Genomic DNA, 21,776 nt, shown 5'->3' with positions numbered 1-21,776 from the left:
ATGCTCCTAGAGCTCGGTGCGGGCCACGAGGCCTTGGATCGGCTGCGGCGCGCCGCGCAACAGCTTGTATGCGAGGGTCGACTCGAAGCCGACGGGGACGACGTCCCGGTTGCGCTTGACGCAGTCGACGATCGCCTTGGCGACGAGGTCCGGCGAGTGGCCCATGCCGAGTGCCTTCTCGGGCCGGCCCTGCCGCTCCGCCATCCGCCCGCGGTAGCGGGTGCGCGAGGCGATCGGCGTGTCGATGACGCCGGGGCAGACGACGGAGACGCCGACGCCGTGCTCGCGCCAGTCCGCGCGCAGGCACTGCGACAGCATCACGACCGCCGCCTTCGTCGCGCAGTACGCCGCCATGTGCCGGTTGGGGATGTACGCGGCGCCCGACGCGACGTTCACGACCTGCCCGCGCCCACGCGCCACCATGCCCGGCCCGAAGGCTTGGCAGCCGTGCGCGACACCGTCCAGGTTGATCGACCGCAGCCAGTGCCAGTCGGCGAGGTCGGCGTCGAGGAACGGCCCGGCGATGCCGACGCCGGCGTTGTTGACGAGCACATCCACGGGGCCGTGGTCACGGTCGATGTCCTCCGCAAGCTTCACCATCGCCGCGGCGTCCGCCACGTCGCACACGTAGGCGTCCGCGGCGCCGCCGGCCCCACGACAGGTCTGCGCGGTGTGCTCGGCGGTCGTCCCGTCGATGTCCACGGCGATGACGTGCGCGCCGCCGGCGCCAAAGCGTGCCGCGGTCGCCGCGCCGATCCCGCTCCCGGCCCCGCTGATGACGACACGTGCGCCCTCGACCTTCACGCGGCTCACCGGACGACCTCGGTCGTGTACGTGTGCCGCGTCCCGAAAAACGTCTCCTCGGCCTGGCCGAGCTCGGTCACCGGGGCGTCGCCGAAGAGCCACTCACGCGCGACGTCGAACCACGTGTTCTGCGCCTGCAACTGCCCGAGCAGACCGATGACGAGCATCACCCCGCGCATGAGGACGAAGTGCTCGGCTGGGAGCGTCAGCTGGTCAAGGCCCTCCTGCCCGCGCATCTGCGTGTAGCGGCGCATCATGTCGGCCGTCTGCGTGACGTCGACGCGTCGCGGCTCCTCCACCATCAGCCAGCCGAAGATCGCCTCGTAGTTCTCCAGGAACGGCTCGGCCAGGCGAGGGTCGGGAGGCAGCGACCCGAGCTCGGCGACGATCGCCAGCAGCCGGTCGGCGTCCCGCTCGTACGTCGCCTGCGTCGTCTGCACGAGGTGGCGGACCTCGTCGTCCCCCATGTGCTTGAAGAAGCCAAAGTCCAGGAAGGCCACGCGACCGTCGTCGAGGAACAGCACGTTGCCCGGGTGCGGATCGCCGTTGAGCAGCCGGTGGCGCATCGGCCCGTTGAGGTAGAAGCGGACGATGATCTCGCCGGCCCGGTTGCGTTGCTCTTGGGTTGCCGTGGCGTTGAATTCGGCGAAGCGCTTAGCGTCGACGAAGTCGCTGACGATGACGCGTTCGCGGGAGAGGCTCGTGACAACGTCGGGCACGACGACGAACGGGTGCCCGCGGTAGGCGCGTGCCATCGCGCGTTGGTTGGCCGCCTCCAGCTCGTAGTCGAGCTCTTCGGCGATGCGCTCACGGATCTCGCCGGCGATCGCCCCCGTGTCGATGCCGGGGGCGATGGCGCTCAGCAGCTTGAGCCCGAGGCGGAGATTCTGCATGTCGGCGTGGATCGCCTCGGCGATGCCGGGGTACTGCACCTTCACGACGACGTCACGGCCGTCGTGCAGGGTCGCGCGGTGGACCTGGCCGATCGACGCGGCGGCCAGCGGCTCGGGATCGATGTCGGCGAAGACGTCGGCCAGGCGCTCGCCCAGGTCCTCCTCGATGACCTTCGCGATCGACCGGAACGACACGGGCTCCGCGCTCTGCTGCAGCGACGCGAGGATCGCCTGGAACTCGGGGCGGATCTCCTCCGGCACCGTTCCCAAGTCAACGGCGCTGAGCGTCTGTCCGACCTTCATCGCAGCGCCGCGCATCCCGCTGAAGAGCTTGACGAGCGCCTGCGCGGACTTCAGCTGCTGCCGCGAGGCGGCGCTGCGCCGTGCGTCCGAGGAGCCCGTCGCGAGGAGCGCCCGGGCGGCGCCCTCCCGCGCCGCGACCCCGGCAGCCGTGCCGCTCATGCGAGCGGCCCGGCGGACCCTCGACCCCTTGATTTCGTCCCGTGCCACGTGCCATCCTCCCGATCATCACGCGATTCGCCGTTCACTCGATCGACGACGGACCGTACCATACCGATCACGTGATCGGTGACACGGAGACAACGGTGCCTCAACCGCGACGGCCGACCCGGGCCCAGCAGCGCATCGCGACGCGGACCGCGCTGCTGGACGCGACCCGCGACTGCCTGGTCGAGGACGGCTGGGGCGGCCTGAGCACGCGCAACATCGCCGAGCGCGCAGGCGTCGCGCAGAGCACGCTCATGCACCACTTCGAGACGCGCGAAGCGCTCCTCATCGAGGCCGTCACGCACCTGGCCTCCCGGCTCGCCGACGACGCGCTGGAGCAGATCGATCTTGCAGCGCTACGCAGCCCCGACCAGCGAGCCGCCGGCCTGGACCAGGCCTGGCGCGAACTCAGCTCACCCCCCGCACTCGCCGCCGCCCAGCTGTGGGCCGCCGCGTGGTCCGAGCCCGAGCTCGCCGCGACCCTGCGCGAGCTCGAGCAGCGCCTGAGCGGCATCTTCGTGAACACCGCCGTGGTGCTCTTCCCCGAATTCGCGGACGACCCACGCTTTCTCGCCTTCCTCGACATCGCCATATCGCTCTTTCGCGGCCTCGTCATGGCGATCCCGGTCTCCGGGCGCGACCAGGTAGACGCACGGTGGCGGGCGATGCGGCCGATCCTCCTGGAATCCGCAGCGCAGTTCCTTGGTGAGGAGCCCGCCTGACGCGTCCCGCTGTGTAGCCCTCGCAGAGCAGCAGCGCGAACGTCGGCGCTCTGCGGGCAGCCCGGTTGTCACGCTGTCTGTTCGGCGGCTTCCCAGCGGCCGTGTTGCGACGGCTGGCGCTTGCGACGGTCTTCAGCACCGCTCCATTTTTTCGGACCGTGGTCCGGTGATCGACGGGGACGATACGCGCCGGAGTCTCGGTCGCAAAAGCCCTTGAACAAGGGCTTTCGCATAGTGGTGCCGGCCGTCGTCGATCGGCCGTCCGGGGGGCCGTCGAAACGGTGGCTCTGTGGGAAATCTTGGGGTAGTCGTACCCCGATTCCAGCGGTCTTCAGCGGTTCTGAGCGGCGATACGTCGCCGCTCGAGTACCGTGTTGAGGGCTGCAGAATCCCTGCAAAAAGCGGAGAGACAAGAGACAGGGATTCAAACCCTGGGTACGGCTTACACCGCACAACGGTTTGCGAGACCGTTGCATCGAGAGCGGCGAATCAGCTCCCGACGGCGAAGCCCCGAAGAGCGCGGTGCACCGTCCAGAAGCGGTCAACCGCGTCGGGCGACACGACGTCCATGTGCGCTGGGTTCTCACGCTCGATCGCGTAGACCGTGTCGATGGCCGGCAGGGCCGACCCGAAGCGCCTCCTCGACTCCAGGGGCAGCACCCTCGATCCCGTCCAGCAACCGCCATACCTCGCCAAGGCAGGCCTTCGCCTCTACCAGGTCTTCCACGAACTCCTGCCACTCAGCGTTGTCCATCGTGTCTCCTGTGTTCGGCGATCAGCCGACGCGCTTGCGGGCGCGCCGGATCTCGGTGTCGATGTTGACCTGTCAGCGGTGACGCCATTTGTTCATCACATGGCTGTAGACGTCGAGGACCGTGGAGGTCTTGTCACCGATCTGCTCGGAGATCTCGACGATCGACAACTTCTTCTCGGCGATCAGCAGCGATGCCCCGTATGACGCAGGTCGTAAGGGCGCGGGGTGGCCAGCCCGACGTTCTCCGCAGAAACGACGTAGATCCGGCGTCGCCACGTCCGATAATGCTCTTCCCGCCAGAGCCCGCCCTGCGTCTCATGCGGGAAGACGAGCTGGCTGTCCGCCGGCATCCCGCACATCTCGCGCCAGGCGACGAGGTCTGCGTGGACCGCAGGCTTCAGGTCGACCGTGCGGCTGCGCTCCCGCGAGCGCTTGCGGTTCTTGAGGCGATCGAGCTCTCCGTCGGCATTGGCGACTTGACTGAGCAGCGTCTTCTCGCGAACCGCGAACCGCGAACCAGTGCAGCGCAAGCGCCTCTTGCGGCCGCAGCCCGGTGCAGGCCATCAGCCGCACGAGCACCGCCGACATCTCATACCCACGACCTCGTAGGTGGTCGGCCAGGCGCTCGACGTCCAGAGGCGTCAGCGGCTGGGCGTCCCGCGACGGCCCAGGGGTCGGCTTCTGCACGGCCTTGAACGGGTTGAACGCCACGTCGCCGTACTCGACGGCGTCTCGGAAGACGCGCTGCAGCATGGACAGCGTCTTCACCACCGAGTGGCGCCCGACGCCGGCTTCCAGCAGCTCGTGCGCGGAACGCGACGACCTTGCGGGCGTCGATGTCACGAAGCGGTAGCGAGCCCAGCCGAGGCTGCGCGTGCGTTTCCCAGAGGCAGCGGTACACCGCAAGCGTCGAGCGCTTGAGCTGGACGACCCCGTGAGTCATCCACCACTCGTCGAAGAACTCGGTGAGCGTCTGGCGACCGCCCTGCTCTTGGCGCAGCTCCTCGGGCCGCCACCGCTTGGCGCTGCGTCGCTTCGCCAGGAAGTCCATCGCGTCCTCGAGCGAGTCGAACGACCGTCGCGGCCGGGCACCGGACGCCTCCACGTAGCGGACGGCGAAGGTCTCGGTGATCGTGCCGTCCCCGCGCCTGTACCGGCGCAGCTCCACCCCGGGCGGCAACGTGCGACGGGTCATCGCCCACCTCCTGACCGAGGAGGCAGCGGGAGGCGTTCCGCCGAAGACGACCGACGACGTGCCTTGCGCCGGACCGGACGCGCCGCGTCCGCAGTCGCCAGAAGCTCGAGCGGCAGCTCCGGCGCCGCGTTCGCGTTGACACGCCGCGATCGCCACCAGCTTGCGGCATCGGCAGCAAGAATCCGCAGCCCGCACGCGCGACTGGCCGGCAGGTCGCCCCGGCTGACCGCTCGGCGCACCGACCGCGCGTCGACGCGCAGCCGGGCCGCGACCTCCTGGGCCGTCAGGACCGCGGACGGCTCCAGATCATCAAACGGTGTTGTGGGCTCGGCAGACACGTGGCAGAAGACAGAGGGCTCTGAGGCTCTGTCGTGCCAGCCGGGAAACCACCCCCTCCCGAATGTCGTTCTGGGAAAGGGTCGTCTGTGGGGCGCTTCCGGGGCGCCGAGCGCCCCACAAACGCCCCAGTAAGGCGCCGGTCGAGGATTTGAACGGGACCCCGGGAACAAGAAACCCCCGCGTGTGCGGGGGAATCTGATGAAGCTCTCTATCGGATTCGAACCGATGACCCCTTCCTTACCATCCTTGGCCAGGGCGGTCATCGTGTCCCCAGACGCCCCGGATGACCGGGAAACGCTGGACATAGCGGACACGATGGTACATAGCGGACAGGATGACCCGCCCCGGAAACGCCCCACGGATCGTCAGTCCGACCACCGTGACGTCCAAGCTCATCGGCTCTTTTAGGAGTCGACGACGAGGAGCACCACGATGGGCGAGAGCCGGATGATGACCCCTCCCGATGTCGCTGCGCGTGTGACGGACGGCGAGCACGGCGACCTGCCGCGCGACTCAGGTCGACAAGGACCGCGTCAGCCGCCTTTGCTCCAAGCTCGACGAGCACGTCGAGGCGTTCTGGGGCGGCGGCTGGAGGGCGCCGGACCGCCGGCCTGACGCCTAGCCCCTCGAACTCCGCGACGTGGCCGCGCCGTCCCGATGGCCTGGTCGGCGCCTGAACGCCTAAAGACGGACCGGCAGGGTCTTGAGCTGGTTGGCGAACGGTGAGAGGACGTGTGTCACGCCGCCGTCGATCGCCATCGCTGGGAAATGCACCAAGGTCTCCTCGAGCAGTACTCGCAGCTCCAGGCGCGCGAGGGCGGTTCCGAGGCAAAAGTGCCGGCCCCCGGCACCGAACGCCTGGTGCTCCGGGTTGCGCCTCACGTCGAAGCGGTCGGCGTCCTTATAGCGCGTCTCGTCGCGGTTGGAGGAGGGGTACCAGAGCGCGACCTTGTCCCCCTTGCGGATCTGCACGCCGCTGAGCACGGTGTCCCTCGTCGCCGTGCGCCGGAAGTGCGAGAAGGCCGGGAACATCCGCAGAGCCTCCTCCACGGCGCTCGGGACGAGCTCGGGTTCCGCCAGGAGCAGATCGCGCTGGTCCGGGTTCTCCATCAAGGCGCGCATGGCGCTGGTGTAGGTGGCCTTCGTGGAGTCGTTGCCCGCAGCCATCAGGAGGAAGAACCCCATGACGATCTCGTGTTCCTCCAACTTCTCGCCATCGACCTCGGCGTGGACCAGGACGCTTGTGAGGTCCTGGCCCGGAGTCTCGCGGCGCGCGGCGATGAGCGCTTGGCAGCGCTCGAAGATGAGCGGCACCTGGCTCTGCATGATCGCCTCCGGCCCCTCGGGGTTGAGGTCGGGGTCGCCCGAGGCGACCATGGCGTTCATCAGGACCGCCCACGGTTCGTCGTCCTCCGGCGCGATACCCATGAAGCTGCCGATCACCCGCGACACGACGGGCTGCGCGACGTCCGCCACGAGATCGCACCGCTCACGGTCCGCCAGGCCCTGAAGCACGCCCACAGCGATGGCGCGGATCTCGTCCTCGTGTTCGGCGATGCGCTTGGGCGTGAACCCGCGCTGGAAAAGGGCCTTGAGCCGGTCGTGCTTCGGCGGGTCCATCCCGATGAACATCGATGAGATCAGCTCGACCGGCATCACCGCGTCGGAGACGACGGTGATGCCGCTGGCCGATGAGTACGTCTCCCAGTCCCGGCTGACGGTGTGGACGTCGTCCGCCCTCGTGACCGACCAATAGCCCGCCTCGGTCGGGTACTCGTCGACGCCGTCGCTCCAGTGCACAGGGCACGTGCCGCGCAGGCGCTTGAAGAGCTCGTGCGGCGGCCCCTGCTGCCAGTGGCCCTCAGCGATCACCCGTGTTGCGTTCGGGTCGTCCGATTCTGGAGCCATGACCGTGACGGTACCGTAGAACGCACCGATGGGTGCGATAGATATGTTGGGCCGAAGGAATCTGACGCCGACAGGGCGATCCCGCCCCATCACCCGCACTGTCGCGGCTGCAGGCCGGAGAACTCGGCGGGCGGTACGGGGGCAACCGTCCTCGACGACGCACTCGCGCGAGTTCGTGCTCGACGCGTGGTATGAGGATCTCGACGGTCGCAAGATCCGCCGGCCGGAGCGCTGCGTGACGGGGGCCCCCAGCGCCAGGCGGGAGACGGCGCTCGGGTGGGAGTCGCATCCCGTCTCCCGTGCCAAGGTCTTTAGTGTTGTTACACAGCAGCGCTACATGTAGCATCAGTCGGCGATGAACCCGCTCCTGGTTCCGCCCCGCCTGCTCTTTCGGGCCCTCGATGACCTGCACTCGCTGGCGCGGACGGCCGAGACCATCGCCGCAGCCGCCGAGCGGTTCCAGTCCGTCGATCTGGACGCAGGGCTCGAGCATCTGGCGGTTGTCGGCGCTGCTGCGGCGCGGCTCCCGGAACTCGAGGCGGCGCTGGCCGGGATCGAGCAACAAGCGCTGATCCGGATCGCGAGCCTCGACGATCGCCTGGGAAAGGTCATCGACCTTGTCGAGCGCATCCAAGGCGGGCTCCCGGTGATCGGCGAAGTGCTCGACCGGGTCGCCGGCCTCGAGACTCAGCTCGGCGCGGCACTGGAAATCGTAGGCCGCCTGGAGAGCGACATCGCCAGCCTGGGGCGCATCGCTCCGTCTGTCGACATCCTCACCGAAGCAGCGGGGCGGCTCGCCGACACCGCGGAGCCATTGCAGGGCGCGTCGGAACGTCTGGGCCGGATCGCTGACCGTCTGCCTGGCAGTTCACGCGCGCGCGCCTGAGAGAAGACCGCCGAAGCAGGGCGTCCACGCGGTGCGGCTGGCTCAGCCGACGCGAGGGCGATGGCGGCAGGTGCGTGACGACACGCTGCGCGCCCGTCGCGCCGTAGCATTCGGGCACCCAGCGACCGATCTGCTCGGGCGACCCGGATGACGCTATGCCCGACGGAAGGCCGGATCGGGCAATGGCGAGAGCGATGCCGCGCTCACCCGAGTGCCGCTCCTCCGCGTAGATGGCGCTCATGTTCCCGGACTCATCGGTGCCCATCCGGTCGAGCGTGTCGAGACCGTTTCGCCCCATGGGCGCGCCTCATGGACGACCTCCCACGGGGTGTGCTGCTCGCGGGCGTGCAGCGCGGCCACCGGCCGTATCGCCTCGCTGGCGGGAGCGGTGGCAGTGCTGTTGCCAACCGCGCTGCTCTTCGCTGGATCTGAAGTCCATGGCTCCTCCGGTCCGCTCACGCGAATGATCGTTCACTCCGGGCGTGCGTGGCCGCGCGCTGTGGCCGCGGAGGTCTGGGCTGGCTACCGAGCGATCTCACAAGCAAAGGCCAACAGCGAGCCACCGCGATCCTCGAAGCCGCTCTGCGCTGCCCCGCTCGCGACGGCTTCGCCGCCACCTCACTGCAACGCGTGGCCGACGAGGCCGGCCTGAACAAGCGCGCCGTCATCTACTACTACGACTCGCGCGAGGGACTGTTCGGGCGCGTCGTCGAGCATGTCGGCGGCCGCTTCATCAAACAGCTCGAGGACACCGTTCAGGGCCTCGAAGACCCCAGCGACATCGTCGAGCGCGGCTTTGAGACGTTCTGGGCCGCGATCACCACCGACCGCGCACTCCTCGTCGCCCGGTTTGGCCTCCAGGCCGAGTCGATCACCAACCCCGCCTTTCTCGGCGCCGCCCGCTACATCTCCACCCGCTTCCGCGACCTCGTCAGCGGCCTCATCGACGACGCCATCGGCCGCGGGCGCACCCTTCTGCTGGACCGCGCCAGCCTCGAGGTCCTCATCCTCACCAACGTGCAAGGGCTCATCCTCAACTACCTCGAGAACGGCGACACCCCTGAACTCCATACCGCGATCAAAACCGTTCAGACCGCGTTGACTTACGTCAGCCAGCCACCCGTCGACTCAGGCGTCAAGACAAGCGCCACCTAGTGTCCTGATTGATTAGTTCTGTTGCAGCGGGGGCATGGATACTTCATGCCTATCGCTGCCGCCCGTGAGATCGTGTTGACCGACCAGGAGCGCGCCGTTCTGGAGGGCTTCGCGCGGCGCCGCAAGAGCGCCCGGGGGTTGGCGCAGCGCTCACAGATCGTGTTGGAGGCGGCGGCCGGGCGGACGAACACGGAGATCGCGCAGCGGTTGCGTGTGAGCCGGCCGACGGTCACGCGGTGGCGCAACAGGTTTGTCGAGCGGCGCGTGGACGGGCTGCTGGATGAGCCGCGTCCGGGGCGCCCGCGGACGATCACCGATGAGGATGTGGAGGCGGTGGTGGTCAAGACTTTGGAGTCCACGCCCAAGGACGCCACGCACTGGTCGACGCGGTCGATGGCCAAGGAGGCCGGCCTGACGCAGAACGCGGTCCTGCGGATCTGGCACGCGTACGGGTTGCAGCCGCACCGCCAGGAGAAGTGGAAGCTGTCCAAGGATCCGTTGTTCGTCGACAAGGTCCACGACGTCGTCGGCCTCTACCTCAACCCGCCCGAAAGAGCTGTCGTGCTGTGCGTTGATGAGAAGTCCCAGATCCAGGCACTGGACCGCACCGCCCCGATCCTGCCGATGCGCCCCGGGACCCCTGAGCGCGTGACCCACGACTACAAGCGCTTCGGGACCTCAAGCCTCTACGCCGCGCTGGACGTGAGAAGCGGGCAGGTCATCAGCGCACTGCACCAGCGCCACCGCGCCGTCGAGTTCAAGAAGTTCCTTCAGCGCATCGACAAGGCCGTCCCGGCCGACCTGGACGTGCACCTGGTCCTCGACAACAGCAGCACGCACAAGACCCCGGCAATCCAGCGCTGGCTCAAAGCGCACCCCCGGTTCGTGCTGCACTTCACCCCGACCAGCAGCAGCTGGATCAACCTCGTCGAGCGCTGGTTTGCCGAGCTGACCCGCAAGCTGCTGCAGCGCTCAGCTCATCGCTCAGTTCGCAATGTGCGAGGAGGAGCGGGTGTGGTTCTCCTACTCCGAGGAAGAGCTCGTGGTCGAGTCGATCGCCGCACCGTCCAGCAGCCCGACTCCTGACCCCCACCCCGAGGTCCCGGCGGCATGAGCCGTCAGGACCCGCACACATTTGCATTGGAAATGCGAATCGACCCTGGGGTGTTTGGTCTCACGCACGCCTAGACCTACATGCTCTCCATCGGCAAGGTCGGCGGCGGCGACGCAGACCCCACCTACTACACCCGCTCGGTCGCCCAGGGCCGCGAGGACTACTACACCGGCCAAGGCGAAGCCAAAGGCACCTGGACCGGCAAAGGCGCACACGACCGCGGCCTGGACGGCGAAGTCGACGAAGAGGACTTCATCACCGCGCTCACCCCACCCGCGGGCAGCAAGCGCAAGCTCCTCGGATTCGACCTGACGTTCTCCGCACCGAAGTCCGTCTCCGTCCTCTTCGCCGTGAGCGACGTCGAGGTCGCCGAACTGGTACGCGAGGCCCACGACGCGGCGGTCGAGGAGGCGCTTGGGTACATCGAGCGGCACGCCGCGTGGACGCGCCGTGACGTCGACGGCCACCGTCACGTGCAGGGCGACGCGCTCACGATCGCGACGTTCCGCCACCGCTCTTCCCGGGCCGGGGACCCGCAGCTGCATACCCACTCGGTCATCGTCAACGAGGTCACCGCCGAAGGCCGCGCGACCGCTCTCGACGGCCGCGCGCTTTACGCCCACGGACGCACCGCCGGCTTCCTCTACCAAGCCGCCCTCCGCCACCACATCACCGCCACCGTCGGCGTGGAATGGGAACCGGTCCACAACGGCGTCGCGGAGATCAAGGGCATCGACGAGGACGTCCGCCGGGTCTTCTCCCGGCGCAGCGAAGAGGTCCGCGCCCACATGGCCAAGCACGGTGGTCGCTCCGCCAAGTCCGCCCAGATCGCCGTCCTAGAAACGCGGCGAGCGAAGGAGTACGACGTCCCGATCGGCCACCTCCGAGACGACTGGGAAGCCCGCGCCGCCGAAGCCGGATTCGGACGCGACGAACTAGCCGCCGTCCTCAACGCCCGCGCGGCGGGCCGCCCAGTCGCCCCCGACCTCGCCGCCGTCGCCGAGGAGCTCAGCTCGCCGCACGGGGTGACAAGGCAGATGAGCACCTTTGACCGCCGCGACGTGCTCCGCGAATGGGCGGCCGCACACCGCGAAGGCGCACCCGTCAACCGCCTTGAGACCCTCGCCGACCGTTGGGTCGCCTCGCCCCAGACCACCGTCCGTCTCGACGACGGACAGCGTCGCCGGCACCTCGGCGGACCTCGCTACTCCACCCCCGAGATGCTCGACCGTGGATGGCGCGGCCGAGCGCAAGGACTCCCCTCTACGCGATGATGGAACGGCTTACCCCCTCTCCCTTCAAGAAGAGGGCATCCCTAACTGAAAAGTCTCCGTGAAGTCGGGACAGCTCAGGTCGGGCTGCTGCAGATGACGATGCTCGATGCCGGCTCCAGCTGGACGATCGCCCTCCCCGGACTGGTGCTCTGCGGCCTGGGCTTCGGGCTGGCCAACCCGACGGTGGCCGCGGTCACCCTGGCGGTGGCGCCCCCGGCGCAGGCCGCCACAGCCACGGGCATGAACTCCACCTTCCGCCAGGTCGGGGTCGCCACCGGTGTCGCGGCGATGGGGGCCATCTTCGACCACGCGCTGAGCACGACGTCGACGCCGGGCACCGGATCTGCGGAGGCCGCGTCCGTGGCGTACGCCGACGCGCTGCATCACGTGTTCTTGGCCGGTAGCGCGATCGCCGCCGTTGGCGCGGTCCTCGCGGCGGTCCTCGTCCGTGCCACGCCGACGTCCGCGCCCCGACATCCGTCGACCGAGCAGGGCCTCGCGACCGCCGCTTGACCCCATGGCCCCGTCGCGCAGGCGGGTAGCGTTGACCCGGTGACACCGCAGACCGGATCCCCGCACCAGTCGCCGCCGCGCCTGACGCCGAAGGGCGACCGGCGAGCGGCGTCGATCCTGCAGGCCGCCACAACGGTGCTGGCGCGTGACGGCTTTGGCGGCGCCACGCTCGGACGCATCGCCGCAGAAGCCTCAGCGGAGAAACGCAGCGTCCTCTACTACTTCGGCACGCGCGAGCGGCTGCTGGTCAAGGTCGTCCACGACCTCGGGGCGCGCATCGCCGAGACCGTCCGTCAGACCACCCCCCACCCCGAGGACCCGCGCGCGCTGCTCGACGCGATCGTGAGCACCACGTGGGACGGGGTGACGTCCGACCCGCAACTCGTCCGCGCCTACTTCGCGCTCGTCGCCGGCGACGTCGAAGCGGGCGAGGTCGACGATGCGCTGAACACCATCAAGGATCTCTACCGCACCCTCATCCGCGAGCAACTCCTCGCCCTACAGGCCGCCGGATGGACACTCCGCGGTGACCTGCACGTCTCCGCCTCGGCGCTCTTCGCGCTCCTTCGCGGATACCTCCTGCAGTGGCTGGAAGAGGGCGAATCGGCGCTCACCGAAGGCGGCCTCGACCAGTTCAAGGCGCTGATGGCAGCCCAGTTCCACCCCTACGAATAAAAAGTACCCGATCGGATACAAAGACTGGTACGGTCGCCCCATGAGCGGAACAGGGCGACTCCAGCAGGCACTGCCTGCGGCCAGCGCCGGCCGGTCTGTGCGCGGTGACCTTGAGGCATGCCGAACGACCGTGCGAAGCCGCGAGCAGTCCGCCGCCCTTCACACGTTGAAGCATCGTCAACGGCGTGCGACGTCGCTCGCCGAGGTCTACGACCTCGCCCTTGCCGCCGCGCGCCGCCCGGGCCCGGGCGCGTGTGGGGTCATCGTTGCGGTCGACGCCGAGCGCCTCAGCGCTCATACCGGCCTGCTCACCAACCCGTCGCCGGTCAGCGAGCGCGTCACCCGGCAGCTCCGGATCGCCCCGATCATCCTCGATGCCAGCGTGGTCAGGGCGATCGAGCGCCATCGCGATCCGAGCGCGCCGGATCCCCTGGAGCACATGCTGCGACGGCGCCTGGACCTCACGGCACCGGTCATCGGCCGCATCAGGCTCGACGACGCGGTCATCGCACTGCTCGTTCTCGACCGAGGCTCCACCACCACACCGCGCGCCGACCGCCCGTTCGCGCAGCAGATCGCCGACCTCACCTCCACGGCAATCGCCCGCATCCGTCAGAGCTTCTTCACCGACCTCACCGACACCCAGCCGCCGCTGAACCACCACACCGATTCGCCACTACGAGCCACTGCCCTCGCATAGTCCAGCGAGGTCCGCGGCCGAGCCGACACTCATGGGCTGCACATCGCTCCCGCCGGAGCGCCGTTCTGGCTGGGCCCTACCCGAGCTGGACGTATTCGGCGGCGATCGAGCGCTTCAGCCGCTGCAGGCTTGCCGCGCTAGCCGCGGTGTCGCCGGTCTCCGTCCACTCCAGCAGCAGACCGCGGAACACCGCGAGGGTCAGCGTGACCATGCCCGGAAGGTCGTCGCGCAGCCGCCACCGGGTGTGGCTGATCGACTGCAGCTGCCGGGAGATGAGCCGCTCGTAGGCGTCTTTGAGCCCTCGCAGGGCCGCTTCAACCTCGGGGGTGCCGGCGCCGCCGCCGATCAGGGCGAAGTAGGAGCGCGCGAGCTCGGGCGCGGAGGTGATCCCCGACCACATCGCTTCGACGAGTGCGTCGGCGAGCGCTTCGGGGGTGTCGATCTCGCCGACGGTCTCCTCGATGTGTCCGGCGACGCGCTCGCCGACGGTCTGGACCACGCGTACCAGCAGCGCCTCGCGGGTGTCGTAGTAGTAGAGGACGTTGCGCTTGTCCAGGCCTGCTTCCTCCGCGATCCGGCCCAGCGTCGCGCCGCCGAACCCGTCGCGTGCCAGCACGGTGGTCGCCGCTTCCAGGACCCGGGCGGCCGTTCGCTGGCCCTTGGCGGTCAGGTGCTTGCCCGTGCTCATGCCGCCGCTCGGTCGGTCACCGCGCGCGGGGCGACGATCGCGATCGTGCCCTGGGCGGCGGCGACGAGCCTGCCGTCCATGTAGGCCTCCGCCCGCACGACCGCGCTGCGGTTGGTGATCGCCAGGACCGTCGCGTCGGCCTGCAGCAATCCCGCCGCGACGGGCGCGATGTAGTTGAGCTTCAGCTCAGTCGTCGCCCCCCAATGCCCGTCCGGGATCAACGGGTAGACCACCGCGCCGGTGATGTGGTCCAGGATCGCGGCGACGACCCCTCCGTGCACGTTCCCCGACGGCGTCGGCACCTGGCCGGTGAGGTCCGCCTCAGACCAGAGCCGTCCCGCAGCGAAGCGCAGCAACCGCACACCCAGGAACTCGGGCAGCCCCGGCATCTCGTTGCTGATGGCGAGCATGCTCTCGGCCATCGCGTCGTCATAGCGCTCCTCGATCCTCAGGCGCGCCACAAGCTCTCCCGTTCAGCATCCACGCCACCAGCATAACGTACCGATCGGAGTAGTTTTCTTACTCGTTCGGTGCAAAATGTGGTTTGCTTGGGACATGCCGACGTCCGCCACCAAAGATCCATCCGCCGCGGCGGCGTCCGCGCTCGGTCCGCTCGGCCGGCTGGCGTACGCGTCGGCCACCCACGCACGGCGTACCGCAGTCGTGTGGTTCGTTGTGGTGGCCGGTTTGGGCGCGTTCCTGCCGCAGCTTGAGCATTCGCTGGCCGGGTCGGGGATGTGGGCGACGGGCTCGGACTCGGTGAAAGCCCGCGACGTTGTGCAGACGGCCGATCCGCTGGCCTCCAGCTCGGCGCTGAGCGTGGTCATGCACGGCGCCCGGCCGTATGCCGAGGACCCGGCCTTCCGGCGCGCTGCTCGCGCCGAATCGCGCCTGCTCGGCGGCGATAAGGCCGTCCGCGGCACGGTCGGGCCGCAGAAGGCCGGACTCATATCGGCCGACGGGCGCACCGTGATCGTCACCGCGGGCGCCGGCGCGAGCCCGAAGGAGATGATCCGCGCCGCCGACCGCCTCCGCGGCCAGGTGCCGAAGGTCGCCGGCCCGCGCTACCGGGCCTACCTGTCTGGGCTCTCGGCGCAGTGGGCGGACTTCAACAAGGACAACCGCGACGCCACGCTGCACTCGGAGACCTACGCGCTGCCGATCACGCTGCTGGTCCTCGCCCTGGCGTTCGGGTCGCTGATGGCCGGCGGCCTGCCGCTGCTGATCACCGTCATCGGCCTAGCCGTGACCGGCGGCACCCTGACAATCCTCACCCACCTGTTCGACATCTCCCTGTGGGCGCTGACGTTCACGCTGATCTTCACGATGGCGCTCGGCATCGACTACGCGCTGTTCATCGTCATGCGCTTCCGCGAGGCCCTGCGAGAACACGCTGATCCCGCCCTGGCGGCGGCGGTCACGATGGATACCGCCGGTCGCGCGATCGCGTTCTCGGGCACGACCGTGTTCCTGGCGATCGGGGTGTGCTTCCTGATCCCCAGCCCGATGCCTCGAGCGATCAGCCTCGCGATCATGCTCTCCGTCACCCTCGTCTTGACGGTGATGTTCACGCTGATGCCGATGCTGATGGCCCGGCTCGGGCCGCGGATCGACGCCGGCGCGACGCCCTGGCGCCGCCGCCAGAACCAGCGCGGCGCCCGCGCCGACGGTGACGGGCTGATGACCCGATGGGGGGCGTTCGTCTGGCGCCACCCGCGGCCGCTGGCCGCCGCGGCGATCCTTGTGCTCGTCGTGCTGGCGCTCCCGCTCGGCCATCTGCGGATCGGCATTCCCGGCGACGCGATCCTGCCCGATGACGCGCCGGCCCGCCAGGGCGCGCAACTGGTCAACCACGCGTTCGGCGTGTCGGGCATCGCGCCGGTCACCGTCGCCGCACCCGCAGGGGACGGCGCCCGCGCGGAGGCGGTCATGCGCGCCGACCGCGACCTGGTCGGCGTGCGCCCGCTCCCGACGACGCCGGGCACCGATCACGTTCTGCTGCAGGCCGCGCTCCGGGTGGCACCCGACAGCCGGGCGGCCGGAACCCAGATCGATCGGCTCCGCGCCGAACTCCCGCCAGACGCACTGGTTGGCCACGCCCCCGCCGAGCTGCACGATCTGCAGCGGGCGATGACCAACAAGGCCCCGCTCGTCCTGGGGATGATCCTCGTGCTCGGCTCGATCCTGCTGCTGATCGCCGTGCAGGCGCCGCTGATCGCGCTCGCCGGAACGCTCACCAGCGTGTTGTCCACGGCGGCCGCGCTCGGGATCACCGTCCACGTCTTCCAGGACGGACACCTCACCGGTCTGCTGGGATTTCAGTCCCAGGGCTTCATCGACTTCTGGGTGCCGGTGTTCTTCAGCGCGATGATCTTCGCGATCGCGATGGACTACACCGTGTTCTTCATCTCCTCCGCCCGCGAGCGCTGGGATGAGACCCGGGACGCCCGCACCGCCGTCGTTCACGGCATGGGCCGCTCCGGACCGGTGATCGTCGCGGCCGTCGCCGCGATGCTCGGCGTCTTCGGCTCCTTCGCCTTCTCCCCCGCCGTCCCCGCGAAGGAGATGGGCGTCGTGCTCGGCGTCGCCGTCCTGCTCGACGCCTTCCTGGTCCGGCTGCTGCTCCTCCCCGCCCTGATCAGCATCGCCGGCCCCCGCGCCTGGCATCAGCCCCACTGGCTCGGACGACTGCTGCCGAAGTTCAGCCTCTCCCACCGGCAACCCGGCGCCGTCGCGCCCGGCACCCAGAAGCCCAACCAGCCGGAGGTCGCCGTTCATGCCTGAGCAGATGTCACGTCCCGCGCCTACTGGGTCCTCGGCATCCTCTGCGCGTCGGTCGGACTTGTCGTCGCGTCGATCACCACGCTCTACATCGCCGGGCCACAGATCGCCCGCGAGATCGGGGCAAGTCAGACCGAGCTGACCTGGATCATCGACGTCTACACCCTCGCGATGGCCGGCCTCCTGCTCCCCGCCGGCGCCCTCGGCGATCGCTTCGGCCGCCGCGGCGTGATGATCGCCGGCCTCGGGATCTTCGCCGCCTCCGCCGTCGCGCTGCAGTTCGTCGACACCCCCAACGCCCTGATCGGCGCCCGCGCCGCGCTCGGCGTCGGCGCCGCGCTGATCCTCCCCTCGACCCTGTCGCTGATCACCAGCACCCTGCCCATGGACATGCGCGATGCCGGCGTGAGCATCTGGACCGCCGCGTTCTCCCTCGCCGGCGTGCTCGGCGGCCTCGTGGCGGCGATCCTGCTTGAGTTCTTCTCCTGGCGCTCGGCCTTCTGGAGCATCCTCGCCGGCGCCGCGATCGTGCTCGCCGTCTCCCCGACGCTGCCGTCCTCGCGCGACGAGGACCAGCCACCGATCGACGTCTGGGGCGCCCTGGCCGCACTCATCTGCGTCAGCGCCCTGGTCGCCGCGTTCATCCAGGCCGGCCTGGACGGCTGGAGCGACCCGAAGATCATCGGCCTGCTGAGCCTCGGCGTGCTCGCCGGCGGCGCCTTCGCCGCGATTCAGCTGCGCCGCCGCTACCCGCTGCTGGACGTGCGGCTGTTCGCCAACCGCTCCTTCGCGGTCGCGTCGTTCACCGTCATGATGTGCTTTGCCAGCGTCTACGGCCTCGCGTTCCTGATCATCCCCTACCAGCAGGTCGTGCTCGGCGACACCGCGCTGGCCGCGTCGCTACCGATGTCGGCGACCGCGTTCACGCTGATCCCGATCACGATCTACGCCGGACGCCTGACCCGCCGCTTCGGCCTACGCGTCATCGTCTGCGCTGGCTGCATCTTCAACGCCCTCGGGTTCCTCATCCTCCTCGGGATCGGCAGCGCCGGACCGGTCTGGGTCCTGTTCGCCGCCACGCTGCCGATCGGCCTCGGGCTCGGCATGGCGATGGTCCCCTGCACCCAGGCGATCATCAGCAACGTCTCCGAGGCCAAACAAGGCGTCGCCGCCTCCGTCAACCACACCACCCGCGAACTCGGCACCTCGCTCGGCGTCGCGCTCTTCGGCGGACTGCTGTCCGGCAAATACACCTCCGACATGCTCGCCATCACCGACAAGCTCCCCGCCCCCGCCCGCGACGCCAGCCGCGGATCGGCCGCCGGCGCGCTCCAGGTCGCAAGCCGCCTGGGCCCCAGCGGGCAGGCCCTGGCCGACAAAGCGCGGGACTCCTACGTGCACGCCACGCAGCACACCTCGCTGGTCATGGTCTTCATCATGCTCGCCGCCGGCATCCTCGCCGCGCTCTGGGCGCCACCGAAAGATGCCGCTGAGCCCCCAGGGGCGTCGACGCCGCATGAAGCAGATCTGCGCGAGCCGTCAGCCGTCGCCTGAGAGAAGCCCCTGTAAAGCGACGTGGAACCGCGGAATCACCACCAGCGCGAGGACAGACGCTGGGTCATCCCGCTCGTCCTGATCCCGCAGTTCCTGCTCTCAGGTCGGTTGGCGCCGCCGGGGCGGATGCGGTGGCCTCAAGGCGACATGCAGCGCGGATACCCCGTCTGTGGCGGTAGCGTCTCGTTTCTTCCGTCCAGCGTGCCGGCGCAGCGCGTCGGCCAGATCGTCGACAGCGACCGCGGCGTCGGCGAGCAGGCCGATCTGGAGGTGGAAGACGTGCCAGCGCCGGGAGTAGCGGGTGTGTTCGATCCGCCCGCCCGGGTGGGCGCCCACCGCGGCGACGAGCGCGTCGACGTCGACGGCCAGCGGGTCGTCGCCGGCGGAGTGCACGACGATCGGGGGCAGCCCGGAGAGGTCGCCGAGGACGGGCGAGATCAGCGGGTCGGTCGCGGCCCGGCCGCCGAGGTAGGGGTCGACCCATTCGGTGACGATGCTCGGCACGATGAGGGGGTCACGGAGGGCGACCCGGGTGCGCGCGGCGTCGGCGGCGAGGTCGAGCCATGGGCAGATCAGGCCGATCACCGCCGGTTGGGGCAGGCCCTGCTCGCGGAGGGACATCGCCAGCGCGAGCGAGAGTCCGCCGCCGGCGGAGTCGCCGGCGAGGATGATGCGGCCGGGGTCGTAACCGGATTGCAGCAGCCCGCGGTAGACGGTGAGGACGTCGTCGAGCGCCGCGGGGAAGGGGTGCTCGGGCGCGAGCGGGTAGTCGGGGACGACGGCGACGGCCCCGACCCGCTGGGCGAGCTGGGCGGCGAAGCCGCGGTACGCGCGGGCGCTGCCGAGCGCGTAGCCGCCGCCGTGGAGGTACAGGAGGATCCGGCCGTCGGTGGCCGTGGGGGGCGTGGCCTGCTCGCAGGCGACCCCGCCGATCTGCGTTCGCTCGCAGCGGGTACCGCGCGGGGCGCGCACGCGGGTGAGCGCGTCCACGAGGCGCCGTGTCGTCGCGAGCGAGATCCGGGGCGAGAGGATCACCGGCCGGGCGGCGCGGAGGCCGGCCCGCAGCAGCGGTGGCGGGACCTGCATCGTGCGTCGCCTCATCGCGCTGCCGCGCTCTGGTCGTGAGTCTGCACGAAGGTCGAGACGCCGGCGTGCCCGGCACGGGCCCGGTCGTCGGCGACCTTGACGGCGGCGGCGGTCGCGGCCGCCCCGGCTCGTTCGGCGAGCGGCAGGAAGACGCCCGGCGCGAGCAGCATCGGGAGGATCCAGCGGGGGGCGAACACCCGTCGCGACCGTCCGGCGACGCCTCGGGCGATGACCTCCCCGGCGCGGGAGACGGGGATCGGGCGTGTGATCGCGGCGGGGAGTCCGGCGATCATCGCGGCGGTCGCCGGGTCGGCTGAGGAGTCGCGGAGCAGGTCGGTGTCGATCGCGCCGAAGTAGGCGCAGCCGACGGCCACGCCGTCGCAGGCGAGCTCCGCGCGCAGCGCTTGGGCGAAGCCGTTGACCCCGTGCTTGGCGGCGGTGTAGTGCGTTCCGAGCGCGAGCGGCATCGCCCCGGCGAGCGATGAGACCGGGAGGATGTATCCCTGCCGGGCGACGATGTGGGGCAGGACGGCCCGGACGGTGCGCACGACACCGAGCAGGTTGATCTCCACGACGCGCTCCCAGACGTCGGCGGTGGTGCCGCGCATGGTGCCGACGGCGTTGACCCCGGCGTTGGCGACGACGGCGTCGATCGCACCGAACCGCTCGAGGGTCGCGAGCACCGTGGCGTCGAGCTGCTCGGCACTGGTGACGTCGCACTCGGCGACCAGCGTGCGTGGCCCGATCTCCGCGGCCCGCTGCTCGAGCAGCTCGGGCTCCAGGCCGGCGAGCACGACGTTCATGCCCCGCGCGTGGAGGCTGCGCGCGGCGGCGGCGCCGATGCCGCGGGCCGCCCCGGTCACCACGACGGTCCGACCCTGCGGATCCCAGCTCATGACCGGCCCCTGCTGATGACCATCGTGCCGTTCTTCGGGGCCATGAGCACGACCTTGTTGCGGGGCTTCTCGAGCGCGGGCGAGGCGGCCTCGAGCGTGGCGTGGGTCAGGACGTGCTTGATGACGGTGCGCATCTCCATCGGCGCGAAGTTCGCGCCGATGCAGCGGCGCACGCCGCCACCGAACGGGATCCACTCGTACGTGCCCGGCCGGGTGTCGAGGAACCGCTCGGGGTGGAATCTCAGCGGGTCCTCGTAGAGGTCGGGACGGCGGTTGACCATCCAGATCGAGCAGAACAGGGTGATGCCGGGGGCGAAGTGGTAGTCGCCGAGCTCGATCGGCTGCCGAATGACCCGCTGCGCGGTGACGACCACGGGGCGCAGCCGCAGCACCTCTTGGACCACGGCGGTGAGGTAGCTCTCGTCGCCGGCCGCGAGCTCGTCCTGCAGCCGCCGCAGGACGGCGGGCTCGTGGAGGATGAGGTCGAACGCCCAGGACAGGGCGGTCGCCGTCGTCTCGTGGCCGGCGACGAGCATCTCGAGGAGGTTGTCGTGGATGTCCGCATCGGAGAGCTCGGTCTGCAGGAGCATCGAGAGGATGTCCTCGCGGTCGGCGAGGTCGGGAGCCGATCGGCGCGCGCGGATCTCCTCGTATACGAGGCGGTCGGCGATCTCCTTGTTGTGCTGGATCTTCGTCCAGCCGCGGGAGGCGCCGAAGTTGCGGCGCAGCTGCGGGAACGTGAGCGTGAGCGTGCCGAGCAGATCGGTGCCGATGAGGTTGAGGACCGCGTGACTGAGCTCGTGCTGGCGCTTGCCGTCCTCGACGCCGAAGACTGCGCGCATCACGACTTCCGTGGTGATGTTCGCCATGTGCGGGCGCATCGCGAACGCCTGGTCGGTCGGCCACGTCCGCAGCGAGCGGTCGGCCGCTTCGGCGGTGATGCTCGTGTACTTGAGCATCCGCTCACCGTGGAACGGCGGCAGGACGAGCTTACGCCGCTTCAGGTGGGCATCCTCGTCGAGGTTCAGCAGCGCCGTCGGCCCCGCGATCGGCTCCACCGCGATGCCGGCCATCTCACCGAGGCGCAGCGCGGAGGGGCTGCCCTTGAAGACCTGCTCGATCATCCGAGGATCTGCCACGAAGACGTTGCGGCCGGTACCAAAGCCGCGGATCTTCGCCCGGAACACGTCGCCGAAGCGCTCGTGGTAGCGCTCCATGAACAGGTCGGGACGGGCGGCGAACCGCACCGTCTGCGCCCACGCGGGTTCGCGAATGGCAGGCATGGTCGACGTCGAGGCCAACCGGGGGCGGGTGCTGATCGATGGGACGGTG

General features: G+C 69.7%; 21 protein-coding genes, 1 tRNA gene and 1 pseudogene. 11 read left to right on the top strand and 12 right to left on the bottom strand.

The window, feature by feature from the left end:
* Nucleotides 1-6: 6 nt before the first annotated feature.
* Entirely contained in the window at nucleotides 7-813 is an 807-nt protein-coding gene (locus NBH00_RS11315) for an SDR family NAD(P)-dependent oxidoreductase (RefSeq protein ID WP_254573434.1), read from the bottom strand.
* Nucleotides 810-2,159 (bottom strand): ABC1 kinase family protein, encoded by a 1,350-nt coding sequence (locus NBH00_RS11310; protein ID WP_254573433.1) that lies wholly within the window; start codon nucleotides 2,157-2,159, stop codon nucleotides 810-812. Before NBH00_RS11310 ends, NBH00_RS11315 begins: the two co-directional genes overlap by 4 nt.
* A gap of 119 nt (nucleotides 2,160-2,278) precedes the next feature.
* On the opposite strand from NBH00_RS11310, the gene NBH00_RS11305 reads away from it, so the two are divergent.
* Nucleotides 2,279-2,926 carry a TetR/AcrR family transcriptional regulator gene (locus tag NBH00_RS11305; protein ID WP_254573432.1) on the top strand — a complete coding sequence of 216 codons (648 nt, stop codon included), beginning with the start codon at nucleotides 2,279-2,281 and terminating at the stop codon, nucleotides 2,924-2,926.
* Between the two features lie 409 nt (nucleotides 2,927-3,335).
* Here NBH00_RS11305 and NBH00_RS11300 read toward each other — a convergent pair.
* A tRNA-Ala gene (locus NBH00_RS11300) sits at nucleotides 3,336-3,425 on the bottom strand.
* A 111-nt stretch (nucleotides 3,426-3,536) separates the two neighbouring features.
* On the opposite strand from NBH00_RS11300, the gene NBH00_RS11295 reads away from it, so the two are divergent.
* The gene (locus NBH00_RS11295; protein WP_254573431.1) at nucleotides 3,537-3,884 is read left to right on the top strand and encodes a hypothetical protein; all 348 of its coding nucleotides are present in this window, start codon (nucleotides 3,537-3,539) and stop codon (nucleotides 3,882-3,884) included.
* Here the strand turns inward: NBH00_RS11295 and NBH00_RS11290 are convergent.
* The 4 genes from NBH00_RS11290 to NBH00_RS11285 form a co-directional block, all read right to left on the bottom strand.
* The gene (locus NBH00_RS11290) at nucleotides 3,863-4,210 is read right to left on the bottom strand and encodes a site-specific integrase (protein WP_254573430.1); all 348 of its coding nucleotides are present in this window, start codon (nucleotides 4,208-4,210) and stop codon (nucleotides 3,863-3,865) included. The genes NBH00_RS11295 and NBH00_RS11290 overlap by 22 nt on opposite strands.
* 59 nt (nucleotides 4,211-4,269) lie before the next feature.
* Complete coding sequence (locus tag NBH00_RS25495) at nucleotides 4,270-4,731, bottom strand: tyrosine-type recombinase/integrase (RefSeq protein WP_367401318.1); 462 nt, start codon at nucleotides 4,729-4,731, stop codon at nucleotides 4,270-4,272.
* Between the two features lie 140 nt (nucleotides 4,732-4,871).
* Nucleotides 4,872-5,477 (bottom strand): helix-turn-helix domain-containing protein, encoded by a 606-nt coding sequence (locus NBH00_RS25490; RefSeq protein ID WP_367401294.1) that lies wholly within the window; start codon nucleotides 5,475-5,477, stop codon nucleotides 4,872-4,874.
* A gap of 418 nt (nucleotides 5,478-5,895) precedes the next feature.
* Entirely contained in the window at nucleotides 5,896-7,212 is a 1,317-nt protein-coding gene (locus NBH00_RS11285) for a cytochrome P450 (RefSeq protein ID WP_254573429.1), read from the bottom strand.
* A gap of 265 nt (nucleotides 7,213-7,477) precedes the next feature.
* Between NBH00_RS11285 and NBH00_RS11280 the strand changes: the two genes are divergently transcribed.
* The 7 genes and pseudogenes from NBH00_RS11280 to NBH00_RS11250 all read left to right on the top strand — a co-directional run bounded on the left by NBH00_RS11280 (nucleotide 7,478) and on the right by NBH00_RS11250 (nucleotide 13,439).
* Complete coding sequence (locus NBH00_RS11280; RefSeq protein ID WP_254573428.1) at nucleotides 7,478-8,008, top strand: hypothetical protein; 531 nt, start codon at nucleotides 7,478-7,480, stop codon at nucleotides 8,006-8,008.
* Nucleotides 8,009-8,494: 486 nt separating this feature from the next.
* The gene (locus NBH00_RS11275) at nucleotides 8,495-9,163 is read left to right on the top strand and encodes a TetR/AcrR family transcriptional regulator (protein WP_254573427.1); all 669 of its coding nucleotides are present in this window, start codon (nucleotides 8,495-8,497) and stop codon (nucleotides 9,161-9,163) included.
* A 45-nt stretch (nucleotides 9,164-9,208) separates the two neighbouring features.
* A pseudogene (locus NBH00_RS11270) lies at nucleotides 9,209-10,162 on the top strand (IS630 family transposase); the annotation flags it as partial.
* Nucleotides 10,163-10,357: 195 nt separating this feature from the next.
* Entirely contained in the window at nucleotides 10,358-11,551 is a 1,194-nt protein-coding gene (gene mobF, locus NBH00_RS11265) for a MobF family relaxase (protein ID WP_254573426.1), read from the top strand.
* 93 nt (nucleotides 11,552-11,644) lie between these two features.
* Nucleotides 11,645-12,064 (top strand): MFS transporter, encoded by a 420-nt coding sequence (locus NBH00_RS11260; protein ID WP_254573425.1) that lies wholly within the window; start codon nucleotides 11,645-11,647, stop codon nucleotides 12,062-12,064.
* 39 nt (nucleotides 12,065-12,103) lie between these two features.
* A complete protein-coding gene (locus NBH00_RS11255; RefSeq protein ID WP_254573424.1) occupies nucleotides 12,104-12,739 on the top strand; it encodes a TetR/AcrR family transcriptional regulator in 636 nt (211 codons plus the stop codon).
* 40 nt (nucleotides 12,740-12,779) lie between these two features.
* Nucleotides 12,780-13,439 carry a hypothetical protein gene (locus tag NBH00_RS11250; protein WP_254573423.1) on the top strand — a complete coding sequence of 220 codons (660 nt, stop codon included), beginning with the start codon at nucleotides 12,780-12,782 and terminating at the stop codon, nucleotides 13,437-13,439.
* Between the two features lie 76 nt (nucleotides 13,440-13,515).
* Here NBH00_RS11250 and NBH00_RS11245 read toward each other — a convergent pair whose 3' ends face one another.
* Nucleotides 13,516-14,127, bottom strand: coding sequence for a TetR/AcrR family transcriptional regulator (locus NBH00_RS11245; RefSeq protein WP_254569974.1), 612 nt, complete (start codon nucleotides 14,125-14,127; stop codon nucleotides 13,516-13,518).
* Nucleotides 14,124-14,588: a PaaI family thioesterase gene (locus tag NBH00_RS11240; protein ID WP_254569975.1), complete on the bottom strand. Its 465-nt coding sequence runs from the start codon at nucleotides 14,586-14,588 to the stop codon at nucleotides 14,124-14,126. Before NBH00_RS11240 ends, NBH00_RS11245 begins: the two co-directional genes overlap by 4 nt.
* Before the next feature lie 94 nt (nucleotides 14,589-14,682).
* Between NBH00_RS11240 and NBH00_RS11235 the strand changes: the two genes are divergently transcribed.
* A complete protein-coding gene (locus NBH00_RS11235) occupies nucleotides 14,683-16,911 on the top strand; it encodes an MMPL family transporter (protein WP_254569976.1) in 2,229 nt (742 codons plus the stop codon).
* A 36-nt stretch (nucleotides 16,912-16,947) separates the two neighbouring features.
* Nucleotides 16,948-18,462, top strand: coding sequence for an MFS transporter (locus tag NBH00_RS11230; protein WP_302182746.1), 1,515 nt, complete (start codon nucleotides 16,948-16,950; stop codon nucleotides 18,460-18,462).
* A gap of 99 nt (nucleotides 18,463-18,561) precedes the next feature.
* Here NBH00_RS11230 and NBH00_RS11225 read toward each other — a convergent pair whose 3' ends face one another.
* From NBH00_RS11225 to NBH00_RS11215, 3 genes are read right to left on the bottom strand one after another with little or no spacing between them, the layout of a single operon-like run.
* Nucleotides 18,562-19,563 (bottom strand): alpha/beta hydrolase, encoded by a 1,002-nt coding sequence (locus tag NBH00_RS11225; protein WP_254573422.1) that lies wholly within the window; start codon nucleotides 19,561-19,563, stop codon nucleotides 18,562-18,564.
* A complete protein-coding gene (locus NBH00_RS11220) occupies nucleotides 19,560-20,444 on the bottom strand; it encodes an SDR family NAD(P)-dependent oxidoreductase (RefSeq protein ID WP_254573421.1) in 885 nt (294 codons plus the stop codon). Before NBH00_RS11220 ends, NBH00_RS11225 begins: the two co-directional genes overlap by 4 nt.
* Nucleotides 20,441-21,727, bottom strand: coding sequence for a cytochrome P450 (locus NBH00_RS11215; protein ID WP_254573420.1), 1,287 nt, complete (start codon nucleotides 21,725-21,727; stop codon nucleotides 20,441-20,443). Before NBH00_RS11215 ends, NBH00_RS11220 begins: the two co-directional genes overlap by 4 nt.
* Between the last annotated feature and the right edge of the window lie 49 nt (nucleotides 21,728-21,776).

The organism is Paraconexibacter antarcticus, assembly GCF_024220175.1.
Taxonomy (GTDB): Bacteria; Actinomycetota; Thermoleophilia; order Solirubrobacterales; family Solirubrobacteraceae; genus Paraconexibacter; species Paraconexibacter antarcticus.
Note: the sequence above shows the minus strand (reverse complement) of the source record. Positions and strands in the feature narration are given on the sequence as shown.

Coding starts and splice junctions, on each gene's coding strand:
- NBH00_RS11220 (WP_254573421.1), bottom strand. CDS start 20,444: ATGAGCTGGGATCCGCAGGGTCGGACCGTCGTGGTGACCGGGGCGGCC.
- NBH00_RS11245 (WP_254569974.1), bottom strand. CDS start 14,127: ATGAGCACGGGCAAGCACCTGACCGCCAAGGGCCAGCGAACGGCCGCC.
- NBH00_RS11250 (WP_254573423.1), top strand. CDS start 12,780: ATGAGCGGAACAGGGCGACTCCAGCAGGCACTGCCTGCGGCCAGCGCC.
- NBH00_RS11215 (WP_254573420.1), bottom strand. CDS start 21,727: ATGCCTGCCATTCGCGAACCCGCGTGGGCGCAGACGGTGCGGTTCGCC.
- NBH00_RS11295 (WP_254573431.1), top strand. CDS start 3,537: ATGGCCGGCAGGGCCGACCCGAAGCGCCTCCTCGACTCCAGGGGCAGC.
- NBH00_RS11260 (WP_254573425.1), top strand. CDS start 11,645: ATGACGATGCTCGATGCCGGCTCCAGCTGGACGATCGCCCTCCCCGGA.
- NBH00_RS11225 (WP_254573422.1), bottom strand. CDS start 19,563: ATGAGGCGACGCACGATGCAGGTCCCGCCACCGCTGCTGCGGGCCGGC.
- NBH00_RS25490 (WP_367401294.1), bottom strand. CDS start 5,477: ATGACCGCCCTGGCCAAGGATGGTAAGGAAGGGGTCATCGGTTCGAAT.
- NBH00_RS11280 (WP_254573428.1), top strand. CDS start 7,478: ATGAACCCGCTCCTGGTTCCGCCCCGCCTGCTCTTTCGGGCCCTCGAT.
- NBH00_RS11235 (WP_254569976.1), top strand. CDS start 14,683: ATGCCGACGTCCGCCACCAAAGATCCATCCGCCGCGGCGGCGTCCGCG.
- NBH00_RS11285 (WP_254573429.1), bottom strand. CDS start 7,212: ATGGGGCGGGATCGCCCTGTCGGCGTCAGATTCCTTCGGCCCAACATA.
- NBH00_RS25495 (WP_367401318.1), bottom strand. CDS start 4,731: ATGGACTTCCTGGCGAAGCGACGCAGCGCCAAGCGGTGGCGGCCCGAG.
- NBH00_RS11310 (WP_254573433.1), bottom strand. CDS start 2,159: ATGAGCGGCACGGCTGCCGGGGTCGCGGCGCGGGAGGGCGCCGCCCGG.
- mobF (WP_254573426.1), top strand. CDS start 10,358: ATGCTCTCCATCGGCAAGGTCGGCGGCGGCGACGCAGACCCCACCTAC.